Source organism: Plantactinospora siamensis (assembly GCF_042434095.1).
In the GTDB taxonomy this organism is placed as follows: Bacteria; Actinomycetota; Actinomycetes; order Mycobacteriales; family Micromonosporaceae; genus KBS50.
The window spans coordinates 510,444-522,951 of the sequence record NZ_JBHLUE010000011.1; the positions used below are offsets into that span (position 1 = coordinate 510,444).

Sequence of the window (12,508 nt, forward strand, 5' to 3'; positions counted from 1 at the left end):
AGGAGAACTGCGATGACCGACATCACGGCCCCGGCGGGCGCCGATCCCTACTGGGGGCCGGACTTCGGCGCGCTGCGGGACACCGACCCGGAGATCGCGGACGTGGTGCTCGGCGAGCTGGACCGGCTGCGCGGCGGGCTTCAGCTGATCGCCAGCGAAAACCTGACCTCGCCGGCCGTGCTGGCCGCGCTCGGCTCGACGCTCACCAACAAGTACGCCGAGGGCTACCCCGGCCGGCGCTACTACGGCGGCTGCCAGCAGGTGGACCGCGCCGAGGAGATCGGGATCGCCCGGGCCAGGCAGCTGTTCGGGGCCGACCACGCCAACCTCCAGCCGCACTCGGGGGCGAACGCCAACCTGGCCGCGTACGCGGCGCTGGTGCAGCCGGGCGACACGGTGCTGGCCATGGACCTGCCGCACGGCGGGCACCTCACGCACGGCAGCCGGGTCAACTTCTCCGGGAAGTGGTTCTCCACGGTCGGCTATCCGGTGCGGCAGGACACCGAGCTGATCGACTACGACGAGGTGCGGGACCTGGCCCTGGCGCACCGGCCCAAGATGATCATCTGCGGGGCCACCGCGTATCCGCGCCTGATCGACTTCGCCCGGTTCCGGGAGGTCGCCGACGAGGTCGAGGCGTACCTCATGGTGGACGCCGCGCACTTCATCGGGTTGGTGGCCGGCGGGGCCATCCCGTCGCCCGTGCCGTACGCCGACGTGGTCTCCTGCACCACCCACAAGGTGCTGCGCGGCCCGCGCGGCGGCATGATCCTGTGCCGCGCCTCGCTGGCCGAGCGGATCGACAAGGCCGTGTTTCCGTTCACCCAGGGCGGCCCGCTGATGCACGCCGTGGCGGCCAAGGCCGTGGCGCTGCGCGAGGCCGCCCAGCCGGAGTTCGCCACGTACGCCGGCCAGGTCGTCCGCAACTGCCAGGCGCTGGCCACGGCGCTGGCGACCGAGGGGATGCGGCCGGTCTCCGGCGGCACCGACACCCACCTCGCGCTGCTGGACCTGCGCGGCCTGGACGTCACCGGGCGGGAGGCCGAGCGCCGCTGCGACGCCGCCGGCATCACCCTGAACAAGAACGCCATCCCGTACGACCCGCAGAAGCCGATGGTGGCCTCCGGGATCCGGGTGGGCACCCCGAGCGTCACCACCCAGGGCATGACCGAGCCGGAGATGGGCCGGATCGCCGAGCTGATCTCCGCGGCGGTCCGCGCCGACCCCGCCGCGCCGGGCGGCGCCGACACCCTGACCCGGGTGGCCGGCGAGGTGTCCGAACTGGTCCGGCGCTTTCCGGCGTACCCCCGTGGCTGAGCCCGGGGAGGCACGGACCGCGCGCGGCGCCGCGGCGCCGGCCGATGCGACTGGCGCCGCGGCGCCGGCGGAGGCCGCGGCGCCGGGGGAGGCCGCGGCGCCGGCGGAGGCCGGGGGACCGGCGGGCGTCGCGGAGGTCGGTGGCGCCGACCGCCGGTGGCGGACCCGGCACCTGCGGCCGCTGCTCGCCTTCGCCGCGGTCGTGACCGGGCTGGCCGCGGCGGTGGGCGGGCTGCTGGCCGGTGGCTCCGGCGCGGCGGGCACGGCGAGCGGGGTCGTTCTGGTCACTCTGAGTTATCTTGCCTCCACGCTGGTGATCGCCCACGCGGACGCCGTGAACCCGCGGTTGGTGCTGCCGGTCGGGCTGGCCGCGTACGTGGTGAAGCTCAGCGTGCTGGCGGCCGTGTTCTTCGCGGTGGCGGCCACCGGTTGGGGCGGACTTGTTCCGTTCAGCCTCGGCGTGGTTGCCGGCGTGGTGGGCTGGACCGGTGCACACATCTGGTGGGTCACCACGGTGCACGCCCGACGGGCGTGACGGGCGGCGGTGGCCGCGGCCTGCTGGGGCGGGAGTGGCCGCTGTCAACTCGGTGGCCGGCGGCGCGCGGGGATCTGTGACGCGTGCCACATCAAAACTGTCTGTGATCGGTCGTTGCGTCCGCGCCGGAGCGGAGTAGCGTGCCAGGGAACGACTTCCGCCTCCCGATGCGCCCACACAACCAGGTTGTGCGGGGGGTGACGCTCAGCCTCATCTGTCCGGCTGATATCGTTCGGCGCGTCATGACCGGTGACCAGACCCCCCATCCCGACGGCCCGGGCGGCCCGCCGCCCAACGCCGGCCAGGGGTGGACCGCGCTCAGCTATCTCATTTCGGGCATGGCGGTCTGGGGCTTCATCGGATGGCTGGTCGACCAGTGGCTCGACACCGGGGGCATCGCCACCGGCGTGGGCGTCGTGCTCGGCATGGCCGGGGGAATCTACCTGGTCATCCGCCGGATGGGCACGCCGAGTTAGGGAAGGGACGCGGTGTTCGGACAGACGGTCGCGCTCGCGGGAAGCGATCTCCCGTGGCCCCCCAGCGTGGAGGACTTCTACCTCCCGAGCATCCTGCCCTGGGGCGAGCACAACAACTACTGGATCACCAAGATCACGCTGATGGTCTGGCTGGCCGTGGGCGTCCTGATCGTCTATTTCCTGGTCAGCTACCGGAACCCGCAGCTCGTGCCGACCAAGAAGCAGTGGATCGCCGAGTCGATCTACGGCTTCGTCCGGAACAACGTGGCCGTCGACATGATCGGGCACCGCGGGGTGGCCTTCGCGCCGTACTTCACCACGCTGTTCTCGTTCATCCTGCTGACGAACCTCTTCGGCATCATCCCGTTCCTGCAGATATCCCCCAGCTCGCACATCGCGTTCCCGGCCTTCATGGCCGTGATCAGCTATGTGATGTTCATCTGGGTGGGCATCCGGCACCATGGGTTCTGGAAGTTCTTCAAGCACTCGCTGTTCCCGCCGGCGCCGTGGTTCATCCTGCCGATCCTGGTGCTGATCGAGTTCGCCTCGACCTTCATCTTCCGGCCGCTCACGCTGGCGCTGCGGCTCTTCGCCAACATGTTCGCCGGGCACATCATCCTGCTGGTCTTCACGGTCGGCGGGTTCGTGCTGCTGAACGCGCAGAGCATCTTCATCAAGCCGACCTCGATCATCTCCTGGGTCATGGCCATCGCGCTGACCTTCCTGGAGGCGCTGATCGCCGTCCTGCAGGCGTACGTCTTCGTCGTGCTGACCGCCAGCTACGTGCAGGGCGCGCTCGCCGACGAGCACTGATCTTCACAACCGCACAGCCCGTTTGTCGTCCCGCGTGAACCTCTCACGCGAGATACCCAGGAGGAATCGAGTAATGGACCTCGCAGCAGTTGGTGGCAGCCTCAGCGCCGTCGGCTACGGCCTCGCGGCCATCGGCCCCGGTATCGGCGTCGGTCTGATCTTCGCCGCCTACATTCAGTCGACCGCCCGCCAGCCGGAGTCGTCCCGGATGACCCTGCCGTACGTCTGGATCGGCTTCGCCGTCGTCGAGGCGCTCGCGCTGCTGGGCATCGCGTTCGGCTTCGTCTTCCGGGCCTGATCGGTTTCCCTCGACCGGGAGGTTGCCATGCTGTATTTCGCCGCGGAGGGCGCCGAACACAACCCGATCCTGCCCATCTGGCAGGAAATCGTGGTCGGTGCGATCGCCTTCGCCCTGCTCTACGTCGTGCTGGCGAAGTTCGTCTTCCCGCGCATGGAGCAGACCTTCCAGGCCCGGGTCGACGCGATCGAAGGCGGCATCAAGCGCGCCGAGACCGCGCAGGCCGAGGCCAACAAGCTGCTCGAGCAGTACAAGGCCCAGCTCGCCGAGGCGCGCACCGAGGCGGCCAAGATTCGGGATGACGCCCGGGTCGACGCCGAGGGCATCCGGACCGACGTGCTGGCCAAGGCCCGCGAGGAGTCCGACCGGATCATCGAGTCCGGCCGGCAGCAGCTGGCCGCCGAGCGGCAGAACATCGTCCGCGGGCTGCGGGCCGAGGTCGGCTCCATCGCCGTCGACCTGGCCAGCAAGATCGTGGGCGAGTCGCTGGCTGATGAGGCCCGCCGGCGGGGCACCGTCGAGCGGTTCCTCACCGATCTCGAGACCACCGGGACCGGCAACGGCACCCCGGCCGGGGCCCGCTGATGCAGGCCGCGAGCCGGGAGTCGTACGCCGCCGCGGCGGAGCGCCTCGACGCGTACGCGCGGGGCGCCGAGCCGGCGGCGGTGGCCACCACGGGCGACGAGGTCCTCTCGGTCGCCCGGCTGCTCCGGGACCAGCCGCGGCTGCGCCGGGCGCTCTCCGACCCGGCCCGCTCCGGCGGTGACCGGTCCGGTCTGGCCGGCAGCATCCTGTCCGGCAAGATCGGCCCGGACGCCGCCCGGCTGGTCGTCGACATCGTGTCGAGCCGCTGGTCCAGCTCGGCCGAGCTGCTGGAGGCCATCGAGCGGATCGGTGTGGAGGCCCTGCTGGCCAGCGCCGACCGCTCCGGTGACCTCGGTGAGGTCGAGGACGAGCTGTTCCGGTTCGGTCAGGTGGTCAGCGGCGACCCGGAGTTGGCCAGCGCGCTGGCCAACCCGATCGCGCCGGTGGGGCAGCGGGCCGAGCTGACCCGCAGCCTGCTCGAAGGCAAAGCCAAGCCGGTCACCGTCCGGCTCGTCGAGGTGGCGCTGGCCGGTTTCGGCGGGCGCTCCTTCGACGGCGGGCTGACCAGGCTCGTCGAGCTGGCCGCCGAGCGGCGGGACCGGCAGGTCGCCTACGTGACCGTGGCGGCGCCGCTCACCGACGCCGAGGAGGAACGGCTGGGCGGCACGCTGTCCGGGATATACGGTCGGGAGGTCACCGTCAAGCAGACGGTGGATCCGGCGGTCCTGGGCGGCATGAGCGTCCGGGTCGGTGCCGACCTCTACGACGGCACCGTCCTGCGCCGGCTCACCGACACCCGCAACGCGCTCGCGAAGCGCTGAGAAGACATCCGCCGTTCCGGCCGCGACCGGGCCTGAGAAATAGAGGAAGCAGAGGATGGCCGAGCTGACCATCTCGACGGAGGAGATCCGCGGCGCCCTGGAGCGCTACGTCTCCTCCTACTCGCCCGACGTCTCCCGTGAGGAGGTCGGCACCGTCGCCGACGCCGGTGACGGCATCGCCCACGTCGAGGGCTTGCCCTCGACCATGACCAACGAGCTGCTGGAGTTCGAGGACGGCACCCTCGGGGTGGCCCTGAACCTCGACATCCGGGAGATCGGCGTCGTCGTTCTCGGCGACTTCTCCGGGATCGAGGAGGGCCAGCGGGTCAAGCGGACCGGCCGGGTCCTCTCGGTGCCGATCGGCGACGCCTTCCTGGGCCGGGTGGTCAACCCGCTCGGCCAGGCGATCGACGCCGCCGGCGACATCGAGAACGAGGGCTACCGCGAGCTGGAGCTGCAGGCGCCCAACGTGATGGCGCGGCAGTCGGTGTTCGAGCCGCTGCAGACCGGCATCAAGGCCATCGACTCGATGACCCCGATCGGCCGGGGCCAGCGGCAGCTGATCATCGGCGACCGGCAGACCGGCAAGACCACCGTCGCGCTGGACACGATCATCAACCAGCGGGACAACTGGCGCTCGGGCGACCCGACCAAGCAGGTGCGCTGCATCTACGTGGCGATCGGCCAGAAGGGCTCCACCATCGCGTCCATCAAGGGCACGCTGGAGGAGGCCGGCGCGATGGAATACACCACCATCGTGGCCTCGCCGGCGTCCGACCCGGCCGGCTTCAAATACCTTGCCCCCTACACCGGTTCGGCCATCGGCCAGCACTGGATGTACGGCGGCAAGCACGTGCTCATCGTCTTCGACGACCTGAGCAAGCAGGCCGAGGCGTACCGCGCGGTGTCGCTGCTGCTGCGCCGGCCGCCGGGCCGCGAGGCGTACCCGGGTGACGTCTTCTACCTGCACTCCCGGCTGCTGGAGCGGTGCGCAAAGCTCTCCGACGAGATGGGCGGCGGCTCGATGACCGGCCTGCCGATCATCGAGACGAAGGCCAACGACATCTCGGCCTTCATCCCGACCAACGTCATCTCGATCACCGACGGCCAGATCTTCCTGGAGACCGACCTGTTCAACCAGGGGGTCCGGCCGGCCATCAACGTCGGCACCTCGGTTTCCCGGGTCGGCGGCGCCGCCCAGGTGAAGCCGATGCGTAAGGTGGCCGGTTCGCTGCGGCTCAACCTGGCCCAGTACCGCGACCTGGAGGCGTTCGCCGCGTTCGCGTCGGACCTGGACAAGGCCTCCCGGGACCAGCTGGAGCGCGGCGCCCGCCTGGTCGAGCTGCTCAAGCAGTCGAACTACTCGCCGTTCCCGGTGGAGAACGAGGTCGTCTCGGTCTGGGCCGGCACCGAGGGCAAGCTGGACGACATCCCGGTCGGCGAGATCCGCCGGTTCGAGTCCGAGTTCCTGGAGTACCTGCGTCACCAGCACCAGGGCGTGCTCGCGGCGATCGCCGACGGCAAGTGGGACGACGAGACCATCTCGTCGCTCGACGAGGCCATCGGCCGGTTCAAGCAGATGTTCCTGGGCAAGGAGGACGAGCGCCGGGTCAACGAGGCGCCCGCCGAGCCGCTGGAGGGCGAGCAGGCCCGGGAGACCGTCACCCGGTTCCGCGAGGGCAGCACGGACCGCCCCGTGGAAGAGCAGTAGGGCTTATCGATGGCGGCCCAGATACGCGTGCTCCGTGGCCGGATCCGCTCGGCCAAGGGCATGAAGAAGATCACCAAGGCGATGGAGCTGGTGGCCACGAGCCGGATCGCCAAGGCTCAGGCCCGGATGGCGGCGGCCCTGCCGTACGCCGATGCCATCACCAACGTGCTCACGGCGCTGGCCTCGAACGCCCGGATCGACCACCCGCTGCTCACCCCGCGGGAGCGCATCCGGCGGTCGGGCGTGCTGGTGATCACCAGCGACCGCGGCCTGGCCGGCGGCTACAGCTCGAACGCCATCCGGACCGCCGAGTCGCTGATGGCCCGGTTGCGCGCCGACGGCAAGGAGCCGGTGCTGTACGTGATCGGCCGCAAGGGCGTGAGCTACTACCGGTTCCGGGAGCGGCCCATCGAGGCGAGCTGGACGGGCTTCTCGGAGCGGCCGGAGTTCGCCAACGCCCGCGAGGTCGGTGAGACGCTGATCAAGGCGTTCACCGCCGGCGCGGACGACGCCGATGGGCACGGCGGGGACGACGGCGTACGCGGGGTGGACGAGCTGCACCTCGTCTCCACCGAGTTCAAGTCGCTGATGACCCAGACGCCGGTGGCCCGGATCCTCGGCCCGATGGAGGTGCGGGAGCGCCCGCGGTCGGAGGCGCCCCAGGGCCTGCTTCCGGCGTACGAGTTCGAGCCGGAGGCGGAGGCACTGCTCGACGCCCTGCTGCCGAAGTACATCAACACGCGGATCTACGCGGCGTTGCTGGAGTCGGCGGCAAGCGAGTCGGCGGCCCGTCGGCGGGCGATGAAGAGCGCCACCGACAACGCCGACGAGATGATCGAGAAGTACACCCGCGAGATGAACTCGGCCCGCCAGGCCGGGATCACCCAGGAGATCAGTGAGATCGTCGGCGGCGCGAACGCGCTCGCCGCGTCGGGAAGTGAAGTGTGATGACTGTATCGACTGCCGCTGGGGGACCAGCGGAGACCAAGACGGCCACCGGTCGGGTGGTCCGGGTCATCGGCCCGGTCGTCGACGCCGAGTTCCCGCGCGACGCCATGCCGGATCTGTTCAACGCCCTGCACGTCGACGTGTCGCTGTCCGGCGGCGAGAAGACGCTGACCCTGGAGGTCGCCCAGCACCTGGGCGACAACATGGTCCGCGCCATCTCGATGCAGCCGACCGACGGCCTGGTCCGCGGCGTCGAGGTGCGCGACACCGGCTCGCCGATCAGCGTCCCGGTGGGCGACGCGGTGAAGGGGCACGTGTTCAACGCCATCGGCGAGTGCCTCAACCTGCGCGAGGGCGAGCGGCTGGAGGTGTCCGACCGGTGGAGCATCCACCGCAAGGCGCCGGCCTTCGCCGACCTCGAGCCGAAGACCGAGATGCTGGAAACCGGCATCAAGGTCATCGACCTGCTGGCCCCGTACGTGAAGGGCGGCAAGATCGGCCTGTTCGGCGGCGCGGGCGTGGGCAAGACCGTGCTCATCCAGGAGATGATCACCCGGGTCGCGAACAACTTCGGTGGTACGTCGGTGTTCGCCGGCGTCGGTGAGCGGACCCGTGAGGGTAACGACCTCATCGCCGAGATGACCGAGTCGGGCGTCATCGACAAGACCGCGCTGGTCTACGGCCAGATGGACGAGCCGCCGGGCACCCGGCTGCGGGTGGCGCTCTCGGCGCTCACCATGGCGGAATACTTCCGCGACGTGCAGAAGCAGGAGGTGCTGCTCTTCATCGACAACATCTTCCGCTTCACCCAGGCCGGCTCGGAGGTCTCCACGCTGCTCGGCCGGATGCCGAGCGCCGTGGGCTACCAGCCGACCCTGGCCGACGAGATGGGCGAGCTGCAGGAGCGGATCACCTCGGTCCGGGGTCAGGCCATCACCTCGATGCAGGCCATCTACGTGCCCGCGGACGACTACACCGACCCGGCGCCGGCCACCACGTTCGCCCACCTGGACGCGACCACCAACCTGGAGCGGTCGATCTCCGACAAGGGCATCTACCCGGCCGTGGACCCGCTGGCGTCCACGTCCCGGATCCTGTCGCCCCAGTACGTCGGCGCCGAGCACTTCGCGGTGGCCTCCGAGGTGAAGCGGATCCTGCAGCGCTACAAGGACCTGCAGGACATCATCGCCATCCTCGGCATCGAGGAGCTGTCCGAGGAGGACAAGCTCACGGTGACCCGGGCGCGGCGGATCGAGCGGTTCCTGTCGCAGAACACCTACGCGGCGGAGCAGTTCACCGGCGTACCGGGCTCGACGGTCCCGATCAAGGAGACCATCGAGGCGTTCAAGAAGATCAGCGAGGGCGAGTTCGACCACTTCCCCGAGCAGGCCTTCTTCATGTGCGGTGGCCTGGACGACCTGGAGCGCAAGGCCAAGGACCTGATGAAGGGCTGAGCCCTCCCGTCAGCTCCACCGGACCGCGTCGGCACCCGCCGGCGCGGTCCGTTCGTCTTTCCCTCCCTCTCCCAGTCCCAGTCTCCCCGCGATCTTGCACTTTTGGCCCCGGCATAAGGGGCGTATATCGCGAATCGGGGGCCACAATTGCAAGATCGCCGAGAGGCTGGCCGACGGGAGAAGTCCAAGGGGTTTCCCCGTGGCGCGCAGGTAATGGATGCGAGGTATCTTTGCGTCACAATCTTCCGGGGGGCCGTGGTGGCTGAGGCGCGGGCTGAAAAGGCGGGGACGGGTACGTCGGCGGCCGCAGATCCGCCCGCCGGCTCGGCCGAGCGGGACGCGGGCGACGCGAACCCCACCGGCGGCGACGCCGCGACCCCGGCGGCTGGCGACACCGCGCCCCCAGCCAGCGGCGCGGGCTCGGGTGACGAGCCGACTGCGATCATCGGTGGGGTGCCCGCGCAGCGCGGGGCCAACCGGTCCGCTGCGTTGGCCGGCAAGCCCGCCGCCTCGGCCGCGACGACCGACGCAGCGGCTGGTTCGGGCGGCGAGCCCGCCGCCTCGACCGGGTCGGCCGCCACGACCGACGAGTCGGATGCCGCGGGTGGCGAGCCCGCCGCCTCGACCGGGTCGGCCGCCACGACCGACGAGTCGGCTGCCTCGACAGACGGCACGGCCGCCGCGACCGACCGGGCCGCCGCCTCGACCGACGGGCCGGGGGCCTCGGGTGACAAGGCAGCTGCCGCGGGCGTCGGTAACCGCCGCCGGATGCCCCGCTGGGCGCGACTCTGTTTGATCATCGGCGTCGTGCTGGCGGTGCTGGGCGCGGGCGGCGCCGTCGCGGCCCGCATGCTGGTACACCGGTACGAGGGTTCGGTGCACCACGCGGACCTGTTCGGCGACCAGGCGGCCGGGGTGCCGGTCCGGCACAGCAGCATCACCGGTCCGCTTAACATCCTGCTCGTCGGCATCGACCCCCGGGGCGAGGTCGGCGAGCTGCCGCGGTCGGACTCCATCATGGTGCTGCACGTGACGGAGTCGCTCGACCGGGCGTACCTGTTCTCCATCCCGCGCGACCTGGTGGTGGAGATCCCGGCCTTCCCGAAGGCGAACTTCGCCGGCATGCACGGCAAGATCAACAACGCCATGGCGTTCGGCAGCCGGGTGCCCGGGCAGGTCCAGCCGGACCCGGCGCGCGGCTTCGAGCTGCTCTCGCTGGCGGTCGGGAAGTACACCGGGATCAAGCGGTTCGACGCCGGCGCCATCATCGACTTCAACGGCTTCCACCGGGTCGTCGACGCGATGGGCGGGGTCGACATGTACATCGACACCGACGTCAAGTCCGAGCACCACCAGCCGGACGGCAGCCTGCGGCCGCTCCAGCCGGGCGGCGGTCACTACATGGGCCCCCAGGCCGAGTACCACAAGGGGATGGCGCACCTGGTGGGCTGGCAGGCCCTGGACTACGTACGGCAGCGGTACGGCCTGCCGAACGGCGACTACGACCGTCAGCGCCACCAGCAGCAGTTCATCCGGGCCATGGTCAACCAGGCGCTCAGCCGGGGCGTGGTGACCAACCCGTTGAAGCTCGACGCGGTGCTGCGGGCCGCCGGCCAGTCGCTGACCTTCAACGGCCGCGGAAGCGACGTGGCCGAGTGGGCGCTGGCCCTGCACAGCCTGCGGTCCGACTCGATCCAGATGGTGAAGCTGCCCGGCGAGGGGATCGGCAGGGGCGCGGGCTACCGCGGCGAGCGGCTGCTGCCGGTCGCCCAGGAATTCTTCGCGGCGGTCCGCGCCGACAGCACCGGGGACTTTCTCACCGGCCACCCCGAGCTGGTGAACCGCGAGCGCTGAAGCAGCGTTTCTGAGGGTGTCAGGACACTACCGTCGGGTACCCGCGTGCGGGCGGCGACGGGCCGCCACCTAAACTGGTCCGACCGGCCGAGAAGGAGAGAGCGTGGCAAAGCAGCTTAACGTCGAGCTGGTGTCCGTCGAGGAAAAGCTCTGGACGGGCGAGGCCGAGATGGTGGTCGCCCGGACGACCGAGGGCGAGATCGGCGTGCTTCCCGGCCACGCGCCGCTGCTGGGCCTGCTGGCCGAGCCGAGCCAGGTACGCATCAAGCGGTCCGGCGGTGAGCAGCTGGCCTACGAGGTGACAGGTGGCTTCCTGTCGGTGACCGGAGAGGGCGTCACCGTGCTGGCGGAGAGCGCCAGTCCGGCCAGCCCGGCCCAGTCCCGCTGAGCGGGCCACGGCGATGGAGGTCGTGGAGGGGGTCGGCATCGGGATCGCGGTCCTGTTTGTCCTCCTCGCGGTGCTCTTCGTCCGGCGCGCCCTGGTGACCCGTTCCGGCGGGATCATCCGGCTCAGCGTCCGCGTGTCCACCATGCTCAACCAGCGCGGCTGGTCCCCCGGCTTCGGCCGGTTCACCGACGACCAGTTGCGCTGGTACCGGATGTTCAGCTTCGCGCTGCGCCCCAAACGGGTGCTCTCCCGGAAGGGCCTCGCGGTGGAGAGCCGCCGGGCGCCCCAGGGCCAGGAGCGGCTGTCCCTGCCCGAGGACTGGGTGGTCCTCCGCTGTACCAGCCACCACGCCCCGGTCGAGATCGCCATGGCTCCCTCCACGGTCACCGGATTCCTGTCCTGGCTCGAGGCCGCCCCACCCGGGGCGGTCTCGCCGCGTCTGGCCCCCCAGGACCGCCCCGCCGCCTGAGCCCCGCCGGCCGCGCTCAGGCGCCGTCGGGCCGGATCGGGCGTCGGCAGTGGTAGACCAGCGCCGGTGGCAGGTTTCGCCAGACGGTACGGCCCACCGTCACCTCCTCGAACAGCTCGGCTAGCAGCCGGTGGAACCGCCGGGCGGGCGGGGTCCACCGCAGGTGACGGTAGGCGAAGGCGGTGAAGGCGCCGTTGTCGGCCAGCACGGCCACCACGGCGGCCAGGACCGCGCGCTGCCGGGCGGCCGGGAAGGCGGCCCAGGGCAGCCCGCTGACCACCACGTCGGCCGGCGGCAGCCGGTGCGCGGCCAGCAGGTCCCCGAGGCGCGCGGCGTCGGCCACGGCCACCCGTACCCCGGGATGGCGCTGGGCGATCCAGCGCGCGAACCGGGGGTTGACCTCGACGGCCAGGTGGTGGCCGCGGCCGCCGAGCCGGCGCTGCAGCGCACCGGTGAACGCGCCGGTGCCGGGTCCCAGCTCCACCACCACCGGCGCGCCGGTGCGCGGCACGGCCGCGCTGATGTCCCCGGCCAGGGCCGGCCCGCTCGGCGCCACCGCGCCGATCGTCGACGGCCGGCGGAGAAACTCGGTCAGGAACGCGGGTGGGCCGGCGCGTCGGCCGGTAGTCGTCAAAGGAGCCACCCGACGGACCCTAGGTTCGGGCGGTGGCCGCCCGGATCGTCCCGCCGGCCGCCCCGCCCGCCCCCGGCAGGAGTGTCGGCCGGCCGGCCGCCGGAGCCCGGCCGGCCAGTGGCCCGGCGTCGGCCGGCCAGCGGCCGGAGTCCGGCCGGCCGGCCGCCTGAGCCCGGCCGGCCAGGCGCCCGAGCCCGGCGGGCCA

Annotated in this window: 14 protein-coding genes; 13 read left to right on the forward strand and 1 reads right to left on the reverse strand. The window is 71.3% G+C overall.

The features are described from left to right. The first annotated feature begins 12 nt into the window (after positions 1 to 12). From glyA to ACFFHU_RS15420, 13 genes are all read left to right on the forward strand, one after another. Entirely contained in the window at positions 13 to 1,317 is a 1,305-nt protein-coding gene (gene glyA, locus ACFFHU_RS15360; protein ID WP_377339350.1) for a serine hydroxymethyltransferase, read from the forward strand. Further along, positions 1,310 to 1,852, forward strand: coding sequence for a hypothetical protein (locus ACFFHU_RS15365; protein WP_377339351.1), 543 nt, complete (start codon positions 1,310 to 1,312; stop codon positions 1,850 to 1,852). Before glyA ends, ACFFHU_RS15365 begins: the two co-directional genes overlap by 8 nt. 242 nt (positions 1,853 to 2,094) lie before the next feature. Further along, positions 2,095 to 2,328: an AtpZ/AtpI family protein gene (locus ACFFHU_RS15370; RefSeq protein ID WP_377339353.1), complete on the forward strand. Its 234-nt coding sequence runs from the start codon at positions 2,095 to 2,097 to the stop codon at positions 2,326 to 2,328. A gap of 12 nt (positions 2,329 to 2,340) precedes the next feature. Then, positions 2,341 to 3,141, forward strand: coding sequence for a F0F1 ATP synthase subunit A (atpB, locus tag ACFFHU_RS15375; protein WP_377339356.1), 801 nt, complete (start codon positions 2,341 to 2,343; stop codon positions 3,139 to 3,141). 73 nt (positions 3,142 to 3,214) lie between these two features. After that, positions 3,215 to 3,439, forward strand: a complete 225-nt coding sequence (locus tag ACFFHU_RS15380) for an ATP synthase subunit C-like protein (RefSeq protein ID WP_377339357.1) — start codon at positions 3,215 to 3,217, stop codon at positions 3,437 to 3,439. 27 nt (positions 3,440 to 3,466) lie between these two features. Then, positions 3,467 to 4,024: a F0F1 ATP synthase subunit B gene (locus tag ACFFHU_RS15385; RefSeq protein ID WP_377339359.1), complete on the forward strand. Its 558-nt coding sequence runs from the start codon at positions 3,467 to 3,469 to the stop codon at positions 4,022 to 4,024. Further along, positions 4,024 to 4,845 (forward strand): F0F1 ATP synthase subunit delta, encoded by an 822-nt coding sequence (locus ACFFHU_RS15390; RefSeq protein ID WP_377339361.1) that lies wholly within the window; start codon positions 4,024 to 4,026, stop codon positions 4,843 to 4,845. The genes ACFFHU_RS15385 and ACFFHU_RS15390 overlap by 1 nt, the downstream gene beginning before the upstream one ends. A gap of 55 nt (positions 4,846 to 4,900) precedes the next feature. Further along, entirely contained in the window at positions 4,901 to 6,556 is a 1,656-nt protein-coding gene (atpA, locus tag ACFFHU_RS15395) for a F0F1 ATP synthase subunit alpha (RefSeq protein ID WP_377339363.1), read from the forward strand. A gap of 9 nt (positions 6,557 to 6,565) precedes the next feature. Then, positions 6,566 to 7,504 (forward strand): F0F1 ATP synthase subunit gamma, encoded by a 939-nt coding sequence (locus tag ACFFHU_RS15400; RefSeq protein WP_377339364.1) that lies wholly within the window; start codon positions 6,566 to 6,568, stop codon positions 7,502 to 7,504. Continuing rightward, positions 7,504 to 8,958 (forward strand): F0F1 ATP synthase subunit beta, encoded by a 1,455-nt coding sequence (atpD, locus tag ACFFHU_RS15405; protein ID WP_377339366.1) that lies wholly within the window; start codon positions 7,504 to 7,506, stop codon positions 8,956 to 8,958. The genes ACFFHU_RS15400 and atpD overlap by 1 nt, the downstream gene beginning before the upstream one ends. 768 nt (positions 8,959 to 9,726) lie before the next feature. Further along, entirely contained in the window at positions 9,727 to 10,812 is a 1,086-nt protein-coding gene (locus ACFFHU_RS15410) for an LCP family protein (RefSeq protein WP_377339809.1), read from the forward strand. A gap of 103 nt (positions 10,813 to 10,915) precedes the next feature. Beyond that, positions 10,916 to 11,200: a F0F1 ATP synthase subunit epsilon gene (locus ACFFHU_RS15415; protein WP_377339370.1), complete on the forward strand. Its 285-nt coding sequence runs from the start codon at positions 10,916 to 10,918 to the stop codon at positions 11,198 to 11,200. Between the two features lie 13 nt (positions 11,201 to 11,213). Then, positions 11,214 to 11,669 (forward strand): DUF2550 domain-containing protein, encoded by a 456-nt coding sequence (locus ACFFHU_RS15420; RefSeq protein ID WP_377339372.1) that lies wholly within the window; start codon positions 11,214 to 11,216, stop codon positions 11,667 to 11,669. A gap of 16 nt (positions 11,670 to 11,685) precedes the next feature. On the opposite strand, the gene ACFFHU_RS15425 is transcribed toward ACFFHU_RS15420, so the two are convergent. After that, on the reverse strand, positions 11,686 to 12,312 hold the full coding sequence (locus tag ACFFHU_RS15425) for a class I SAM-dependent methyltransferase (protein ID WP_377339374.1): 627 nt from the start codon (positions 12,310 to 12,312) through the stop codon (positions 11,686 to 11,688). Positions 12,313 to 12,508 lie beyond the last annotated feature (196 nt).